Origin of the sequence: Actomonas spartinae, assembly GCF_051209155.1 — a bacterium.
Taxonomy (GTDB): domain Bacteria; phylum Verrucomicrobiota; class Verrucomicrobiia; order Opitutales; family Opitutaceae; genus Actomonas.
Window position 1 is genome coordinate 609,379 of the sequence record NZ_JBPJGB010000001.1, and the last position, 17,008, is coordinate 626,386.

At 64.5% G+C, this 17,008-nt stretch carries 13 protein-coding genes; 8 read left to right on the forward strand and 5 right to left on the reverse strand.

The genetic code is table 11. The features are described from left to right. Window positions 1-7: 7 nt before the first annotated feature. Window positions 8-2,398: a vWA domain-containing protein gene (locus tag AC0MRV_RS02390; RefSeq protein WP_472762825.1), complete on the forward strand. Its 2,391-nt coding sequence runs from the start codon at window positions 8-10 to the stop codon at window positions 2,396-2,398. A 62-nt stretch (window positions 2,399-2,460) separates the two neighbouring features. On the opposite strand, the gene AC0MRV_RS02395 is transcribed toward AC0MRV_RS02390, so the two are convergent. From AC0MRV_RS02395 to AC0MRV_RS02415, 5 genes are all read right to left on the reverse strand, one after another. Beyond that, window positions 2,461-5,868, reverse strand: coding sequence for a beta strand repeat-containing protein (locus tag AC0MRV_RS02395; protein ID WP_472762826.1), 3,408 nt, complete (start codon window positions 5,866-5,868; stop codon window positions 2,461-2,463). 160 nt (window positions 5,869-6,028) lie between these two features. Continuing rightward, window positions 6,029-7,726, reverse strand: coding sequence for an adenylate/guanylate cyclase domain-containing protein (locus tag AC0MRV_RS02400; protein ID WP_472762827.1), 1,698 nt, complete (start codon window positions 7,724-7,726; stop codon window positions 6,029-6,031). Window positions 7,727-7,739: 13 nt separating this feature from the next. Then, entirely contained in the window at window positions 7,740-8,396 is a 657-nt protein-coding gene (locus AC0MRV_RS02405) for a carboxypeptidase regulatory-like domain-containing protein (protein WP_472762828.1), read from the reverse strand. Beyond that, window positions 8,386-9,237, reverse strand: a complete 852-nt coding sequence (locus tag AC0MRV_RS02410; protein WP_472762829.1) for a hypothetical protein — start codon at window positions 9,235-9,237, stop codon at window positions 8,386-8,388. The genes AC0MRV_RS02405 and AC0MRV_RS02410 overlap by 11 nt, the downstream gene beginning before the upstream one ends. Before the next feature lie 9 nt (window positions 9,238-9,246). Continuing rightward, window positions 9,247-9,903 (reverse strand): arylesterase, encoded by a 657-nt coding sequence (locus AC0MRV_RS02415; protein WP_472762830.1) that lies wholly within the window; start codon window positions 9,901-9,903, stop codon window positions 9,247-9,249. 42 nt (window positions 9,904-9,945) lie between these two features. Between AC0MRV_RS02415 and AC0MRV_RS02420 the strand changes: the two genes are divergently transcribed. The 7 genes from AC0MRV_RS02420 (at window position 9,946) to AC0MRV_RS02450 (ending at window position 17,007) form a co-directional block, all read left to right on the forward strand. After that, window positions 9,946-10,629 carry an ABC transporter ATP-binding protein gene (locus tag AC0MRV_RS02420; RefSeq protein ID WP_472762831.1) on the forward strand — a complete coding sequence of 228 codons (684 nt, stop codon included), beginning with the start codon at window positions 9,946-9,948 and terminating at the stop codon, window positions 10,627-10,629. A gap of 59 nt (window positions 10,630-10,688) precedes the next feature. Continuing rightward, window positions 10,689-11,066 carry a GxxExxY protein gene (locus AC0MRV_RS02425; RefSeq protein WP_472762832.1) on the forward strand — a complete coding sequence of 126 codons (378 nt, stop codon included), beginning with the start codon at window positions 10,689-10,691 and terminating at the stop codon, window positions 11,064-11,066. 8 nt (window positions 11,067-11,074) lie between these two features. After that, complete coding sequence (locus tag AC0MRV_RS02430) at window positions 11,075-13,648, forward strand: ABC transporter permease (protein ID WP_472762833.1); 2,574 nt, start codon at window positions 11,075-11,077, stop codon at window positions 13,646-13,648. A 42-nt stretch (window positions 13,649-13,690) separates the two neighbouring features. Continuing rightward, window positions 13,691-14,647, forward strand: coding sequence for a hypothetical protein (locus AC0MRV_RS02435; RefSeq protein ID WP_472762834.1), 957 nt, complete (start codon window positions 13,691-13,693; stop codon window positions 14,645-14,647). Window positions 14,648-14,904: 257 nt separating this feature from the next. Continuing rightward, on the forward strand, window positions 14,905-15,294 hold the full coding sequence (locus tag AC0MRV_RS02440) for a hypothetical protein (protein WP_472762835.1): 390 nt from the start codon (window positions 14,905-14,907) through the stop codon (window positions 15,292-15,294). A gap of 71 nt (window positions 15,295-15,365) precedes the next feature. Further along, on the forward strand, window positions 15,366-16,460 hold the full coding sequence (locus tag AC0MRV_RS02445) for a WD40/YVTN/BNR-like repeat-containing protein (protein ID WP_472762836.1): 1,095 nt from the start codon (window positions 15,366-15,368) through the stop codon (window positions 16,458-16,460). Window positions 16,461-16,524: 64 nt separating this feature from the next. Continuing rightward, entirely contained in the window at window positions 16,525-17,007 is a 483-nt protein-coding gene (locus tag AC0MRV_RS02450) for an FKBP-type peptidyl-prolyl cis-trans isomerase (RefSeq protein ID WP_472762837.1), read from the forward strand. Window position 17,008: the final 1 nt, after the last annotated feature.

Sequence of the window (17,008 nt, forward strand, 5' to 3'; positions counted from 1 at the left end):
CACAGCAATGAAAGACATGAACATCACGCCCGACGACCCGCGCCTGACCGCGTTTGCGTTGGGTGAACTGGAAGGTGACGAAGCGCTCGCGATCGCCGCGGTGGTGGCGGCCGATCCTGCGCTGATGGCGGCGGTTGATGAGGTGCGGGAAATGGTCGGAGATCTCGAAGGCGCGCTGGCGGCCGAGGTGCTGCCGGTGGTCGAGCCGATTTCCTCTTCTGAGCTCAAGGATGAGGTCTACCCTTTCACGCCGAAGAAGGTGCTGCGTTTCCCGGTCTTTTGGGTCTCGGGTTTGATGGCGGCCGGCTTTGCCGTGCTGATGGTGGTGCACAACCGCGATGTGTCGCTGGCACCGCAGGAAGAGGTGATCCGCTATGATCTGGACCTGCGTCCGGCGCCGACGGAAGTCGCCACCGCGGGCGAAAATGTCGTGTCCGCGGGTGAAGGTGGCGCGGTCGTGTTGGTGGCTGATGTCGTCGACGTGCCCGCGGAGGAATCGGCCGAGTTCGAACGGGATGCCGCCGAAGACACGCCGGCTGCGGTCACCGATGCCTTGGTCGTCGATACGCGTGATCAAGCGACGGTGGCCCCTGCTGGTGATTCGGCGGTGGTGCAGTCGTCCGCCCGGCCCGTGGTGCCGGAGGACGTGGTGAATTTGCCCACGATGCTGGTCGAAATTTCCCGCGAGGAGGCGATGCGCACTTCGGTTGATCGCACGATGGAAAAGATGGGTCTGGAGCCGGAGGCGCCGAAAGGAACCTTGGTGGTGTCCAGTCAGTTGAGTGTGCCGATGACCGCGGCCGCGAGGCCGTATGGGGGTGAGTTGGGTGGCCAAGACGTGACGGATTCATTGGTCCGGACCGTGCGCTCCGACCTCACTGCGCGGTCGACGGCGAGGTCTTTTGGCAGCACTCAGTTGGTCGATTCGGCCAAGGTCATGATGGCCCCGCCGCCGGCCCCGCTGCCGGTGAGTCGCGAGGGTTATGCAGCGATCGCGGAACACGGGTGGGCGCGCCCGCAGAGTCAGCCCGTGTCCACCTTTGCGGTGGACGTGGATACCGCGAGCTACAGCAACGTGCGTCGATTTATCATGCAAGGCCTGCCGCCGCCGATCGATACCGTGCGCATCGAGGAGTTGGTCAATGCCTTCACCTACGCCTACACGCCGCCGGCTGCGTCTGACGGGGCGCCGGTTGCGGCTCATCTTGAAGTCGCGGCGGCGCCGTGGGCGCCGAACCACAAGTTGGTGCGCATCGGCCTGAAGGCCCGCGAGGTCGCCAATGCGACGCGCGCGCCGGCCAACTTGGTCTTTCTGCTCGATGTGTCGGGCTCGATGGGCGCGGCCAACAAACTGCCGCTCGCGGTCCAATCCATGCGCCTGTTGCTGGGGCAACTGCGGCCCGACGACCGCGTGGCCGTCGTGACCTATGCCGGCATGTCGGGACTGGCCTTGCCCTCGACACCGGTGGCGAATCGGACGGCCATCGAGACGGCTTTGAATGGTTTGCGCTCCGGTGGTTCGACGAATGGCAGCAACGGCATCGAGCTGGCCTACGATGTGGCCAGGGCGCACTTTGTGGAGGGCGGTATCAATCGCGTGATCCTGTGCACCGACGGCGACTTCAACGTGGGCATCACGGGCAACGGTGAGCTCGAGCGGCTCATTGCGGCGAAGGCGCAGACGGGCGTGTTCCTGACCGCGCTCGGTTTCGGCATGGGCAACCTGCAGGACCATACGCTCGAGACCTTGGCGGACCGCGGCAACGGCCACTACGGTTACATCGACACCGCGGCCGAGGCCCGGCGTCTGTTCGTCGAGCAGGTCGAAGGCACGCTCGCGACCGTGGCCAAGGACGTGAAGGTGCAGGTGGAGTTCAATCCGCGCCGCGTGGCGATGTATCGACTTATTGGCTACGAGAACCGCGCGCTGGGCGCGAGTGACTTTGCCGATGACGCCAAGGATGGCGGCGAAATGGGCGCCGGCCACACGGTCACCGCCCTTTATGAAGTGGTGCCGACCTCGGCGTCGGCCGTCGTCGCAACCGATGATGCGGAGCTGCGCTATCAGACGCGGGTGCCGGTGACCGGTGCAGCCGTGGATCAGGAACTGCTGGTCGTGCACGTGCGGGCGAAGCGTCCCGAGGGCAGTGTGAGCGAGGCCTGGAGCTTTCCACTGGAAGATCGGGAAACGGCCTTTGCGGCGGCGTCCGAGGATTTTCGTTTCGCGAGTGCGGTGGCCGGATTTGGCCTGGTGCTGCGGGACTCGCCGTATCGCGGCCTGCTGTCGCTGGCCGATGTGCGTCGCTGGGCGGAGCAGGCCTTGTCGTTTGATCCGGCAGGGCGGCGGCAGGAGTTCCTCGGCCTGGTCGAGCGCGCCCAGACTTTGCTCGGGCGCTAAAGCGAATCGGGCTTTGAAGGTGAGCGAGTGACATCAAGTTCACTCGCTCGCGATGGGCCGGCTCAGGCGTGCCGGCGGCGGCGCCAGACCTGCCAGCCCACGATGGTGAGGCCCAAGCCAAAGAGCGCGTAGGTGGAGGGCTCGGGCACCGGGGTGAAACTCACCATGAGCCCGCTGCTGAGGGTGGATTCGTTGAGCCCGAAGCCGGGTGAGTTTTGGAAGGTGAGTGTGAAGAAGCCGTCGCCCACGAAAGTCTGGAGGTTTGGATCGATTTGAAAATCGATCAAAGCCAGGTCGAAGTTGGTGATCTCGGTGGTCGCTCCCAGGATGAGCCAACTGTAGCTGGAACTCGGATCAAAGCTGAAGGGCACGACGCCGTTCTCATTGGTCAGATACAAGGTGAAGGGATCCACCGCCGTGGAGGTGATGGCGAGGGACTGCACTTGCACGTAGTCGGCGATCACGTCGCTGCCCGAGCTCCCCAGTTCGACCTCGAGGGTGCCGCCGCTTTGGAACTCCACGGCACCGTCGAGCTGCAGCTGACCGACGGAGAAGCCGGCGGCGAGTTTGGTGTCGGTGCCGAAGCTCAGGGTGTTGTCGAATACCAAGCGGCCGTTGCCACCGAGGGTGCCACCGCCGGGGCCGAAGGTGACGTTGGCGGTCACATCGCCGGAATCGTCGGTGATGTAGAGGCGGGCTCCCGCTACGTTGACGGCGGGCTTGCCGCTGAGGGGCTGGCCGAAGCTGTTGGCGCCGGCGAAAACATCGGCGCCGTTGCTGATGCTGGTGCCACCGGTGTAGGTGTTGTAGCCGCTGAGGATTTGTTCGCCCTCGCCGGTGATCACGACGCTGCCGTCGCCGGAGATGGTGCCGGAGAACTCGAGTTCGAGACCGTTGGGATCGATGGTGAGCGTGGTGCCGCTGGCCAGGGAGACAAAGGCCGAGGACATGTAATAGTCGTCGTCATCCACGACGTCGAGCAGGCCGCCGATGGTGGGGTTGGCGGAGTTGAAATACACCTGTTGGCCGTAGCCGCCACCGAAGGCGATGGGGCCGGTGCCGGCGGCGGTGTCGGAGTTGATGTTCACGGTGCCGGCCGCGACATAGAGTCCGCCCCAGAAGGTGCTGTTGTCGCCGCTGAGGTTGAGGGTGCCGGAGTCGGTTTTGTAGAGCGCGCCGCTACCGGAAAGGTCGCCGGAGAGGGTGAGGTTGGAGTCGTTGGTTTCCCACGGCGTCTTCACCACCAGGTTTCCCGAGAGCTCAATGTTGTTGGCGAGGTTGAGGTTTTCCGCGCCAGCGATGAGCAAAGGAAATTCCTCCGGATTCAGTTTGGGGTAGACCCGTTCCATGAGGGCGCCGGTGATGCCCCAACCGTTGCCGACCGCGTGGAGGGTGCCGGTGCCGAGGGCGTTGTCGTTGGTGACCATGAGGCCGCCGTTGGCGAAGTAGGTGCCGCCGCTGTAGGAGTTGTTGCCGCTGAGGATGACGCCGGAGTGGGACTGCTGGGTGGCGCTCGCCGAATAGCCGGTGGCTTCGATGCCGCTGTCGCCGATGTGGACGGAAACAGGGCTCTCGCCGTCCGTCAGGCTGGTCGCGACCTCAAGCTTGCCGCCCTTGTAACCAGCAAATCGATACGTGTCGGCGGAGCCTGGCAGAAGGATGTCGCCGGTGAGCTTCACGTTGGTGGAGGTGGCGAGGAAGTAGCCGTTGCCGGCGGTGAAGCGGGTCAGGTCGATGGTATCGGTGATCGTGCGCGGGGTTTCGCGGTCGATGGAGTCGAAGCCGATGAAGCCCTCGATGAGCCCGTCGCTCCACTGCGACAGGTAGTCGGACACGGAAACGGTCGTGTCCTGGATGCCGATGTAACCGCCGCCATAGGTGATGAGCGTCGCGGCGGCGGGGAGGGTGCCGGGGGCATTGCCGAAGATGAGCGCGGAATCCTGCACGCTGACCTGACCGGAGAAGCTGTTGCTGCTGGAATTGAGGTAAACCGTGAGGGGGTTGTTGTAGGTCGAGAAGACCTCCACGCCGCGCGGTTCGCTGACCCCAACCGCGGAAGCGGTGAGTCCCCCGATCGCGCCGAAGGTCACCGGGGCAGCGGCGTCCGTGAGGGCCGTGCCGATGCGAAGCTCACCCCCGCCGTTGCCGAAGCGATAGTTGGAGCCGGCGGGAGTAATGGTGCCGGTGAGTTCGGCGACGGTGAGCGAGCCGATGGACAGGGATGGGTCGAATCCGGTGAGATCAATGTCGCCGGCGTAGCTGTTGACCGACATGGACGACGGATCGGTGTCGAAACCGATGGTGCCGTAGTTGTTACTCGGGTCGAAATGACTGAGGAAGGCGGCCATCGAGGTGAGCTGGTCCGTGATACTGCTCTCGATAAGGCCGATGTAGCCGGTCGTGGTGGTGGTGAAATCGCCGGCGGCGGGGAGGGCCGCGCCGCCGAGGAACACGACCGCACCATTATCGACGTCGAGTCCGCCGGTGAAGCCGGTGTCGCCGGCGAAGATCACCGGGCGGTCACCGGTGACCGCGACATGACTGCCGGGCGTCTGTTCGACAATGCTGCCGTCGAAGGAAAGCAGGCCGCCGTAATTTTCGATGTTGGTGTTCCCGGCGAGGGTCACGGTGCCGGTGAACGTGAGTTCGTGCTCGTCGAAACCGTCTTCGTAGATTTCGAGGGCGTTGGTGATGGTGACGTTGTTCCCAATGCTGCGGTCGCCATCGACGGCGACCAGAGCGGGATAAAAATATTCGACGTCATCGCGCGCGCCGATGGTGAGGGTGGCGGTGCCGAGAGCGGTGTCTTGGCCGAGTCCGAGCAGCCCGTTCACGAGCAGCACCTCGCCGGAAAGACTGGAGCTGTTATCGCCGGAAAGCAGCAGCATGCCGTCGCCGTATTTGGCGATCAGACTGGAGCTGGCCAGTTGGCCGGCGATTTCGATCTCGCCGTTGTAGGCGACATACCAATCGGTGCCATCGGCATGGATCGTTACGCTGGGGTCAAAGTAGACCTCCGTGTAATAATCGTAGTCGTAGTAGGGGTCGCTGACCGCGCCGACCATCGGCGCGCCGTAGTAGAAACCTTCTCCCAGTTCGACATAGTCGAGCACCGTGAGGTTGGCGGAGAAGATCTCTGAGTAGTCGGGACCGAAGGTGTAGTCGCTGCCACCCTCAAAATACAGCGCCGCCACGTAGGGCGAGGTATCGAGCGCGACGTGAAAGTCGCCGCTGTAGAGGGCGTAACCCTCGTTGCTTTCAAAGAAATAGGCACCCGGGAAATAGACGTAGGTGGTCCCGTCGAACAGGGGCGTGATGCCGCCGGCCCAATTGGCGGTGTCAGACCAATTGTCGCTGCTGTCGCTCTCACCGGTCCAGTAGGCGGTCGAAGGTTCCGTTGTTTCGTTGGCGAAGCCGAAGGTGCCGAGGAACAAACTCGCGAGGGCCGGGATGGAGAGCTGACGACTCATGCTAGCGGGTATGAATGATTTGAAGTCTCAAGGCAAGGCTGACATCTATTTGCATTAACCTTGTAAAAGGATAACATCGGAACGCTCAAGTGCTTGCTTTAAAGGCAAATACCCCTGACGAGGGGCGGTCGTCGCCGGAAAAGCGCCAAGGGGCCCGTTTTTACGGGGCGATGGTGTAGATTCGGACCGGTTCCTCCCGACCCTTGACCACCGCCTGCCCGAGGTCGCGCACGGCGTAGTCGGCGTGCGCGCGGGCGGACCGTAGGGTGGCTTCGCTCAGGATGAGATCGGTGGCGAGGTCATCGCGCCGGGTGAGGGTCTGCAGGCGAGCCGCGAGGTTTACGCCGTCGCCGATGACCGAGTAGTTGAGGCGGCGTTGGGAACCAATGTTGCCGGCAATGACCCGGGCGGTGTTGAGGCCGATGCCGAAGGCGAGCGGTGGCAGCCCCTCGGCGGCAAACTCGGCGTTGAGCGCCTGGAGCGCGGTGCGCATGGCGAGGGCGGACTGCACGGCCCGATGAGCGGAGTCGGCCGTTGCAACCGGTGCGCCGAACAGGGCCATGATTTCGTCGCCGATGAACTTGTCGATCACGCCGCCGCACGACTCGATCGCGGCACTCATGCGGTCGAGGTAGCGGTTGAGTTGGGTGACGACCTCCCGGGCTGGCAGCTTTTCGGACAAGGTGGTGAAGCCGCGCAGGTCGGCGAACAGGATCGTGACTTCGCGCTCCTCGCCGCCGAGGGCGGCGCCTTCGCGCATGAGCTGGGCGGCGACCTCGGGCGAGACGTTCTTGTCGAGCAAGTCTCGCACCTGGTCCCGCTCGGCGAGGCCGGCACTCATGGCGTTGAAGGCCTTGGCCAGGTCGCCGAGCTCGTCTTGGCGATGGAGCTGCAATTGCGTCGCGTAGTCGCCGGCAGCGATGAGCTTGGTGTGTTGGGCAAGGTCTTGCACCGGGCGACTGAGGCGACGCGCCAGGTTGGCGCCGAGGAAGCTGGCCAGCACCATGCCGCCGAGACTCACGAGCAGGATGATCCGGCTGAGGCGCCGGGCCGGAGCGAGTTTCTCATCGAGCGAATATTGCAGGATGGTGAGCGAATGACCGCCAGACTCGAGCGGGACCGGACGCAGGTTGATGAGGGTCTCCTCTTCCTTGAGCACCGTCTGCCGGATCGAGTCGGCCGTCGTCGATTCTGGCAGCGCCGACACTTCGGCCGCGAGTGCCCGCTGGAGCACGGGATGCAGCGAGGAGGCGACAAGTTCGCGGCGCGAGTTGGCGAAACTCACCTGCACGCCGGTCATTTCCCGCAGGCTTTGGGCGAGCAGGGTGTCGACGCGGGTGCCGACGACCCACCAGGCGACGATGGCTGGGGCACGGATCGGCACGGCGGCGACGACGTAGAGTTGGCGATTGCTTTCCAGGTAGCCGGTCGCGCGGGCATCGACGCTTTCGTCGGCGCGAAACACGAGCTCGGCGAACACCTCGTCGTCGGTCGTGGGCGCGGCGAAGATGGTGCGTCCGTCGAGGTCGACCCAGGCATTGAGGTCGGCGCCGATGCGATTGCTCGCGCTGGTGAAGACCGACTCCAGGGTGCGCGGGTCCTCGAGGAGATTGAAGTAGTTTTCGCGAAAGGCGTAGTCGCTGGCGACCGCGGCGGCGCTGATGGCCAGTTGGCGCACGCGGTTGGAGGTGACCTGCGCAAAGGCATCGGCAGCGGCCTGCAAGTCCTCTTCGATTTCGGCGCGGGCTTCGCGTTGATTGACCGCCGCCACGACCGCGAAGGTCGCGACCTGGGTCGCGGCGACCGCGGCCAGAATGATCGTCAGCAGGGTCGCGCGAAAGCTGCGAAAACGAATCATGGTGGCGCGGGACTCAGTAGCCGTGTCCGCCGGCGTCGGGGGCGCGGCGCAGACGCCGGTCGGGCCGCAGGCGCAGCTCGAGTGCGACGCGTGTCGCCGCTGCGGCCGTGATGGTGACCTCCTGCTCCTGCGCCTTGCGGAGTCGCGGATGCCAGGCGTTGAGGGTGTAGCGGCCGGCCGGCAGATCGGAGAGGGTCAGGGTGCCGGTGGCGTCGCATTGGCCGAACCACGGCGTATCCACCACCACGATATGCGAGATCATCCAGTCGTGAATGTTGCAGCCCACCGGAATGAGACCGGGGGTGTCGAGCACAACGGACTCGGTGGTCTGACCGCCGTGCAGCGGGATCTCAAACTTGGCTGGTCGCGACAGGGAGTAGACGTGGTGTTGCACATTGTCGCGGTTGGGAAAGGCGACGCGGGTGCCGACGCGCACGACGGAAAGGTAAGGCACAAACTCCTCGTCGATTTGCTCGATGGTGGCGCTGAGCTCGGCGGGCGCGGCCGGGACAGGTTGGTCGAGTGGAGTGAGCCAGACGACCAATTGCTCCACCGGCGTTTGAGACTGGTCGGTGGCGGTAACGGTGAGCTCGGCGGCGTGGGTGAGCGGTGCGCAACCGGCGAGGATCGAGGCGGTCAGGGCGAGCGCGCGAAGGAGATTAGAACGCATGAACGAACTGTAGGTTGAAGCGCTGATTGCGGTAGGACTTGTGGGCACCGGAAACGGATCGGGTGGTTTCAAACCCGACGGCGACGGTGCTGGCGATGCCGAACGCTCGCGACACGGTGATCGAGCCGCCGTTGAGTTCGGCCTCGGTGCGGTAGGGAAACCAGTCGCCGCCGAATATGCCGTCGAGCCACTGGGTCGTGCCGGCAAAGGGCGGCCAGCTGTTGCGGCACCACGACAGCTGATCGCCGCGACGGTGCCGATAGGTCAGGGCGACGCGCCAGTCCGGCGTGGGATCATAGTTGGCGGTGAAGGTGGTCGTCCACTGCGTGTGGGAATAGACGGCGCGGTTGGCGTCGAGGCGGTTGAGCTCGACTCCGGCGAGCAACTGCCACGCTGGCGAAAGGCGGCGCGAGAGCGTGCTGCTGGCGCGCAACAGGTTGCCCGACCATTCGTCGACGCGCGAAAACTGGCGGCCCACGACGACGCCGGTGTCGAGACGCGGCGCGTAGGGACCGAGCCCAAATTTCCAGCGCAGGTTGGCGTTGGCACTGAGTTCCGCGAGATCGAGACCGTCCCAAGTCAGCCAATGCGTCGCGCTGGCGGCGAGACCGACCGAACCTTGCAGATCGCGACTGAGCAAGCGGTGGCGACTGTGGTTGGCGGAGGCGAACACGGCCTGATCGGACTTCTCCTCTTGCGCGGAGTTGGTGACGTTGTCGTCCGTCACAAAGCCGCCGGTGAACGTGGAGGCGGCGGCGACGCGGGGAGCCGACCAACCTGCAAGAAGCAGAGCGACGGCGATCCCCACGGCACGAAGCGGAACTGCGGACCGGGACAACATGAAAGCGGTTTATGGTATGACCAGGGGGCGCAGGTAGGTCCAGACCGTCTCGGCGATGATCTCGTGTCCGGCGGGATTGGGGTGAATGGCGTCGCTCTGGTTGAGCTCGGCGACTCCGCCGACGCTTTCGAGGAGAAAGGGGATGAGGGTGGCGTCGTTGGCGGCGGCGAGCCGCGGGTAGATCGCCGCAAAGTCCTCGGCGTAGCCGCCCATGCTGGTCGGCATTTGCATGCCGGCGAGGACGAGCTGGACGTCGGGGTTCTTGGCGCGGACGCGATCGAAGATTTTCTGGAGGTTGGCTTCGAGCAGATCGAGCGGCAGTCCGCGCAGTCCGTCGTTGGCGCCGAGTTCGAGGACGAAGACGTCGACCGGCTGGCGCATGACCCAGTTGATGCGGCGCAGGCCACCGGAGGAGGTTTCGCCGGAGAGGCCGGCGTTGACGACACGGTAGGGCAGCGCGGCCTCGTCGAGTTTGTCCTGGATCAACGCCGGGAAGGCGGTCTCGGTCGGGTCGTTGAGGCCGTAACCGGCGGTGAGGCTGTCGCCGTAAAACAGGATGGTGCGGCGCGCCTCTTCGGTGTCGGCGGCCACGGCGGATGAGGCCAGCGCGCCGAGGTTGGTGATCAACGTAACAGCGAGAAAGAGAAGGCGAAGCGGCTTCGTCATTTGCACATCGGGAGGGGCGGGGTTTGGTTCGCGGCTTTGTTCATGAGTGTGCAATCGATGTTGAAAGTCCAGCGCTTGACCAAGAGCTACGCCACGGCGGCGGGTCCGTTGACCGTGCTCAAGGAAGTAAGTTTCGATCTGTCGGCGGGAGAGTCACTCGCGATCCTTGGTCCGTCCGGTAGCGGCAAGACCACGTTGTTGGGCTTGTGCGCCGGCTTGGATCGTCCCTCGGGCGGCGAGGTCGTGGTGGCCGGCGAAGCGATCGGGGCGATGAACGAGGACGAGCGCGCGCGGGTGCGCAACGAGCACGTTGGCTTCGTGTTTCAGAATTTCCAATTGGTGCCCACGCTCACCGCGCTGGAGAACGTGCTGGTGCCGCTCGAGCTGCGCGGTGACGGGGGACCGGAGGCCGAGGCGCGGGCGGTGGAGTTGCTCACGCGGGTGGGGCTCGGGCAACGGACCGATCATTACCCGGTGCAGTTGTCGGGCGGTGAGCAACAGCGGGTCGCGCTGGCGCGGGCCTTCATCAACGAACCCAAGATCCTCTTCTGCGACGAGCCCACCGGCAACCTCGATGGCGCGACGGCGCAGACCGTGCAGGAACTTATCTTTGGCCTGAATCACGAAAAAGGCACGACCCTCGTGATGGTCACGCACGACCTCGAACTGGCGAAACTTTGCGGCCAGGTCCTCCGCCTACGAAACGGCGAGGTGGTGGAAGGATAGGCATCTTGAACATTTGAATCTGGCCCACGGAACACACTGAACACACGGAAAGGAGCACGATGAATAAACTGATTCATGAAGAACTGACGCGTGAGATTCTCGGGGCCTGTTTTGAGGTATACCGCGATAAGGGGGCTGGATTCTTGGAGGCGGTGTTTCAGGAGTGTTTGGAGCTCGAGCTCGCAGATCGCGGTATTCCGTTTGCCGCCCAGCCTCGAGTTTCTCTCTCCTGCAAAGGTCGCCCATTGAAGCAGACCTTCTCTCCGGATTTCGTCTGTTTCGATAGGGTGATTTTGGAAATAAAGGCCGTCTCAAAGATCTGCGATGAACACCGTGCGCAGATTCAAAACTACCTCCACGCTTCCGGCCTTCGGGTGGGGCTCTTGGTGAATTTTGGTCATCACCCCAAGGCCGAGTTTGAGCGTTTCGTGCTCTGAACTCTTCCGTGTTTTCTGTGTATTCCGTGGGCAACAAATCCTCCTCCTTTCGCTTCATCCTCAAGATGGCTTGGCGGGATTCGCGGGCATCGCGGCGGCGCCTCGTGTTGGCGTCGTTTTCGATCGTGCTCGGCATCGCTTCGCTCGTCGCGATCGGTTCGTTCAATGCCAACTTGCGCGAGGCGATCGACGCGCAGGCGCGCACGCTGCTGGGGGCCGATCTGCGGGTGCAGGGCCGGGCGGCGTTTGCACCCGAGGTCGCGGCGGATCTCGACGCCCTCGGTGGTCAACAGGCCAACGAAATCGCGTTGTCGACCATGGTGGTCTTTCCGACGGCGGAGAATCGCACGCGGCTCGCCACCCTGCGGGCCCTGGAGGGCGGGTATCCGTTCTACGGTGACTTCGAGACGGTCCCGGCCGACGCGCCCGCCCGTCTGGCGCAGGGCGGCAAGGTGGCGGTGATGGAAGAGTCGCTGATGGCGCAGTTCGGCGTCGGCGTCGGCGATCCGATCAAGCTGGGCGACGAGACGTTCACGGTGGTCGGCGCCTTGCGGCAGATTCCGGGTGATTCCGTGGTGGTGGCGATGCTGTCGCCGCGGGTCTTCATCCCGCTGAGCGAGCTTGAAGGCGCGGGCCTGCTTGGTCCCGGCAGCCTCGCCCGTCACCGGCGCTACATCGTTTTTGACGATGGCAGCGACGCGCTCGAAGTGGAGCGGCGCCTGCGCCGGACCTACCCGGATCAACACCTCGGTTACGAGACGGTCGAGGAGCGCAAGCAGGAGCTCGGCTCCGCCCTGCGCAACGTGTATTCCTTCCTGAGTCTGGTGGGATTTGTGGCGCTCTTTCTCGGCGCGATCGGGGTGGCCAGCGCGATCCATGTGCACATCCGCCAAAAGATTCCGACGGTCGCCGTGCTGCGTTGTTTGGGGGCGAGCTCCGGCACGGCCTTTGGCGTTTACCTCGTGCAGGGCCTGGCCCTCGGGCTCATCGGTTCGGCGGCCGGGGCGGCGCTGGGGGTCGGCGTGCAGTTGGCCTTGCCGCAACTGGTCGCACAGATGCTGCCGGTGGAGGTCGAATTTGGCATCATTTGGCGGGTGGTTTTCAAAGGTGCAGCGGCTGGTCTGTTCATCTGCGGGCTCTTTGCCCTGTTGCCGTTGCTGGCCGTGCGACGCGTGTCGCCGCTGGTGGCCATCCGTGCAGCGACAGCGGAATCGGGCGCCAATCGCGACCCGTGGCGCTGGGCGGTCTACGCCGGCATCGTGGGCATCGTGGCCATGTTTGCCCTGCGGCAGGCGCCGCGCTGGCAGGTGGGTATTGGGTTTCTGGTGACGTTGGCGGTGAGTTTTCTGATTCTCGGCGCGCTGGGCAAAGTCGTGGCCTGGGCGGCCCGGCGCTTCACGCCCAAGCGCGCACCCTACGTTTGGCGGCAGGGTATCGCCAACCTGCACCGGCCCAACAACCGGACCGTCTTGCTGCTGCTGGCTTTGGGCCTGGGCACCTTCCTCATCGTGACGCTGGCGCTGACCCGTTCGACGCTGCTGGCCCAGATCGCGGGTGCGGGCGGCAGCGACCGACCGAACCTCTTGTTCTTCGACATCCAGGACGACCAGATCGATCCGCTGCGCGACATCCTGCGGCGCGAAGACGCGCCCATGCAGGCCGATGCGCCGATTGTGACGATGCGCGTTGCCCAGGTGAAGGGCCGCCCGGTCAGCGAGATCCTGCGCGATCGTGAGAATCGAGTGGCCGACTGGACGCTGCGGCGCGAATACCGCTCCACCTTCCGCGATCACCTCAATGAGCGCACCGAACGTATCGTCGAGGGTGAATGGGTGAATCGCATCGACTGGGATGGCGACAGCGCGGTGCCGATTTCCGTCGAACGCGGTTTGGCGGAGCAGATGAACGTCGCGCTGGGCGACGAGATCGAATGGGACGTGCAAGGCCTGCCGATCCTGACCCGCATCGCCAGCCTGCGCGAAGTGGAATGGCGCCGCATGGAGCCCAATTTCTTCGTGGTGTTTCCGGCCGGCGTGCTGGAACCGGCGCCGAAGTTTTATGTGGCGGCGACGCGGGTGGGCGATCCGGCGCACTCGGCGCGGGTGCAGGAAGCGATCGTGGCAGCGCTGCCCAATGTCTCCGCCATCGACCTGCAGCTGGTGCTGGAGACCTTGGATTCGATTTTCGAGAAGGTGCAGTTCGTGATTCAGTTCATGGCGCTGTTTACCGTGGCGACCGGCGTGATCGTGCTGGTGGGGGCAATGATGAGTGGTCGCCTGCAGCGGCTGCGCGAAGTCGTGCTGCTGCGCACGCTCGGCGCGACCGGTCGCCAGCTCTGGCAGATCCAGTTGGTGGAATACGCCGTGCTCGGCATCCTCGCGGCGGTGGTTGGCTGCGGCTTGGCCATCGTGGCCAACGGCCTGCTGGCGCATTTTGTCTTCGAAACCGTCGGGGTGTTTTCCGTCACGACGATCGTGGTCGCGATCCTCGCGGTGTCCTCGATCACCCTGCTTGCCGGCCTGCTCTCCAACCGCGGCATCACCAACCACCCGCCGCTGGAAGTGCTGCGCGCGGAAGGGTGAGCGCACTTGACCTTGTGGTCCGCTTCTCCCGGGCTCGACGGCATGCGTTCGTTCCACTGCTTTCGGGTTGCATTCGGAGCGCTAGGTTTAGGGGCGATCTTTCTTGGCGGTTGTGCGTCTCCGCCGGTCGAGTCGGCGCGCGAAGCCGGTCCGTTGGTGTTCTTCAATGCCTCGCCCGAGACGGTTGATCGTGTCGTGGCCGAATTGGTCGCCGAGGCGGGGGCGCGTTCCGCAGTGGTTGAACAACCGGCAGAACAATTGATCTTGCGGGAGGTGAGAGTCTACCCGCCTGGCAACTCCGCGGCAGACTGGCAGGAACATCTGATTGTATCGTTGCGGTCCGAACCGCTGTATCAGCGGGAGGCCATCGTCCAACTTGAAGCAGCACGAAAGCAGACTCCCGACTTCGAGTTTCACACGACCAGACTCTCAGAATCGGCCTACGTGCTCGATTACCACTCCACGTCGGACCGGGTCCGGAAATGGGCCAGGATTCAAACTTTGGAGGGTGGGGACCTATGGATCACCTACGTGAGCCGGGACGGCGTTGATTCCGCCCGCGTTCGACGCTGGACGAATTTTATCCTGAGCAAGGAGCCATTGGCCTCGCGTTCGGCCGAAGAGCTGGCGGCGGGGGCGGAGCCGGTCGAGTTCCGGTCGGGCCCGCATGCGAAAATGAGGACGCGAATTGCGATGGTGACCGACGTTGGGCGTCCCGCGCGCTTTCGATTCATGCCCGGCATGTCTTTTTCCTTCCGGAGAGACCTCACGGGGGTGTGGGCCCGTGGACGGTTCCAAGTGAAGATCGGCGCCGACGGCCGGGTTTTGCGTATCGATGTTCGCGACGTTTTCCCGGAGTCGGCGGCGGCGGCGATGATCGATGCGATGACCGATGCGCGATTTTATCCCGCAGAAGTCGCAGGACAGCCCGCTGCGGCGATGGCCAGTATTGATGTGATGGTCCGGCTGCTGCCAATTCGGGGAATCACTCCAGACTGAGGCGTTTTTTATCGCGAGCAGCCGTCTGCCCACGCGGCAGTGCCTCAATGCCCCAACTCAAACCGCGCGCTGCGACCGGCGCCGCAGCGGACGAGGTGCCCGCCTTCGACGTCCTTTCCAACTGTAGTCGACCTACGGCTGAGATGGGGTCACGGACGGCCATTTCGTGGCGGCGGGCAAATTCATTGAATTTTCCCGCAACCGGGGGCGTCGCAGTCGGGTGTTACCTTACAACACCCAACTCTGACTCCGTGATCATGAAGACCTCTGTTCGTCGTTTCCTTCCTTTTACCCTCGCCGCGGCCGCGGTCCTGTTTTCGGGCTGCACCGTGATCACGTCTCACGAAGCGACGCGCTATTCCGGGCGTGTTGTGGCCGAGGAGAATCTCCATCGTATCCAGCCGGGTGAAACCACCGAGGCCTGGATCGTCGCCACGCTGGGCGAGCCTTCGCGTGTCGAGGATGTGGGCAACGCCACCCGCATCCTGCGTTACGAATCGACCAAGATCAAAGAGGTCGATGCCGCGCTGCTCTTCGTCTTCGATGTCGGTTCCCGTGTTGAGCTCGATCGCACCGTGTTCATCGAAACGCGCGACGGGGTGGTGGAGCGCTACTGGAGCGAGAGCGGGCGCAAGCGGCACTCGTAAACCGGTTTGAGAACTGCGGCGCCGGCGGGTTTGAACTCGAATCCGTCGCCGCCTCCGTCATGGTGGCGGGCATGTCCGCGCCATCCCCTTCGTCGCGTCGCGTGGTGCTCGGTCTGGGCACCGTGAAAGGTGTGTTCTTCTACGCCAGTGACGAGGGCCGTCGCGATTGGCGGCTCACGGGACCGGCGTTGCCCGGTATGGAGGTGTTCAGTCTCGGCGGCGACCTGGCGCGGGGACGCTTGATCGCCGGCACCGAACAATGGGAGCGCGGGCCGACCATCCGGCTATCCGACGACGGCGGACTGACTTGGCGCGAGGCGCAACGTGATCCGGCCTTTGCGGCCGACAGTGAAGCCAAGCTCAAACATATCTGGCGCATCGTGCCGGGGCATCCGTCGCAGCCCGGCACGTGGTATGCCGGCACCGACGACGCGGCCCTGTTTGTGAGTCGCGATGATGGCGAGACCTGGGACGAGTTGAGTGGGCTGCAGGCGCATCCCTCGCGACCGATGTGGATGCCGGGGGCGGGCGGACTTTGCCTGCATTCCATCGTGGTGGATCCGCAGAGTCCCGATCGGCTGTGGGTGGCGATCTCGGCGGTGGGCGTGTTTCGCAGCGAAGATGGCGGCGCCACTTGGTCGCTGTGCAACCAAGGCCTACCCAACGTCGCGCCCGAGTTCATCAAGGGCGAGGACATGGGGCGCTGTGTGCACCGGCTGGAGCTCGATCCGTCGGCGCCCAACGCGCTGGTGCTGCAGTTTCACTTCGGCGTCTATCGCTCGACCGACGGTGGCGATTCGTGGACCAAGATTTCGGCCGGGTTGCCGCATGACTTCGGGTTTCCGCTAGCGGTGACGCAGGACGATCTGTTTGTGGTGCCGCTGGTGCGGGACAGCTACCGCGTGGTGCCGGATGGAATTTTCAAGGTATGGCGTTCGCGGGATCGTGGTCGCACGTGGAAGGCGCTCACCCAGGGCCTGCCGCCGGCGGATTGTTTTGTCGGCGTGCTGCGCGACGCGATGACGGCGGACGGCCTCGACCCGGCGGGCATCTACCTGGGCACGACGGGTGGTGAGGTGTTCGTATCGAGTGACGCGGGTGGGACCTGGCAGGGACTGCCGGCGCGGCTGCCGCGGATCACGAGCGTGCAGGTGTGGGTGGTGTGAGCGCTCAGCCGGGGCCAATTCCGGCGTTGCGCCAGGGTGGGGCGGGCCGGGAACATGGTGGCACATGAGTTCCACCGATCGTCGCGTCGTCACGTTTCACTACACGCTTAAGAATGCCGCTGGGAAGCTGCTGGATACCTCGCAGGGCGGGGAGCCGATTTCCTACTTGGAGGGCGCAGGCATGATCATCGACGGACTCGACACAGCCTTGCGCGACTGGACGCCGGGCCAGAAAGGCCTCATTGAGGTGCCGGCGGCGCAGGGCTACGGTCTCCATGATCCGAGTCAGGTGCGCAAGGTGCCGCGGCACGTGATGCCGGTGGAGGGCGAGCTGAAGCTCGGCGATCAATTTCAGACGGCGCCCGATCGCGGTGCGCCCGTGGTGACGGTGGTGGGCATCGAGGAGGACGGCGTGATGCTGGATGCGAATCATCCGCTCGCCGGCGTGGACCTGACCTTTGACGTTGAGCTGGTGGCGGCGCGGCCCGCGACCGAGACCGAGATCGCGCATGGTCATGTGCATGGTCCGAGCGACCACTGCGATTGAG

Excerpts from the sequence above, each read along its gene's own strand:
- AC0MRV_RS02390 (WP_472762825.1), top strand. The coding sequence starts at position 8 with ATGAAAGACATGAACATCACGCCCGACGACCCGCGCCTGACCGCGTTT.
- AC0MRV_RS02395 (WP_472762826.1), bottom strand. The coding sequence starts at position 5,868 with ATGAGTCGTCAGCTCTCCATCCCGGCCCTCGCGAGTTTGTTCCTCGGC.
- AC0MRV_RS02400 (WP_472762827.1), bottom strand. The coding sequence starts at position 7,726 with ATGATTCGTTTTCGCAGCTTTCGCGCGACCCTGCTGACGATCATTCTG.
- AC0MRV_RS02405 (WP_472762828.1), bottom strand. The coding sequence starts at position 8,396 with ATGCGTTCTAATCTCCTTCGCGCGCTCGCCCTGACCGCCTCGATCCTC.
- AC0MRV_RS02410 (WP_472762829.1), bottom strand. The coding sequence starts at position 9,237 with ATGTTGTCCCGGTCCGCAGTTCCGCTTCGTGCCGTGGGGATCGCCGTC.
- AC0MRV_RS02415 (WP_472762830.1), bottom strand. The coding sequence starts at position 9,903 with ATGACGAAGCCGCTTCGCCTTCTCTTTCTCGCTGTTACGTTGATCACC.
- AC0MRV_RS02420 (WP_472762831.1), top strand. The coding sequence starts at position 9,946 with ATGAGTGTGCAATCGATGTTGAAAGTCCAGCGCTTGACCAAGAGCTAC.
- AC0MRV_RS02425 (WP_472762832.1), top strand. The coding sequence starts at position 10,689 with ATGAATAAACTGATTCATGAAGAACTGACGCGTGAGATTCTCGGGGCC.
- AC0MRV_RS02435 (WP_472762834.1), top strand. The coding sequence starts at position 13,691 with ATGCGTTCGTTCCACTGCTTTCGGGTTGCATTCGGAGCGCTAGGTTTA.
- AC0MRV_RS02440 (WP_472762835.1), top strand. The coding sequence starts at position 14,905 with ATGAAGACCTCTGTTCGTCGTTTCCTTCCTTTTACCCTCGCCGCGGCC.
- AC0MRV_RS02445 (WP_472762836.1), top strand. The coding sequence starts at position 15,366 with ATGTCCGCGCCATCCCCTTCGTCGCGTCGCGTGGTGCTCGGTCTGGGC.
- AC0MRV_RS02450 (WP_472762837.1), top strand. The coding sequence starts at position 16,525 with ATGAGTTCCACCGATCGTCGCGTCGTCACGTTTCACTACACGCTTAAG.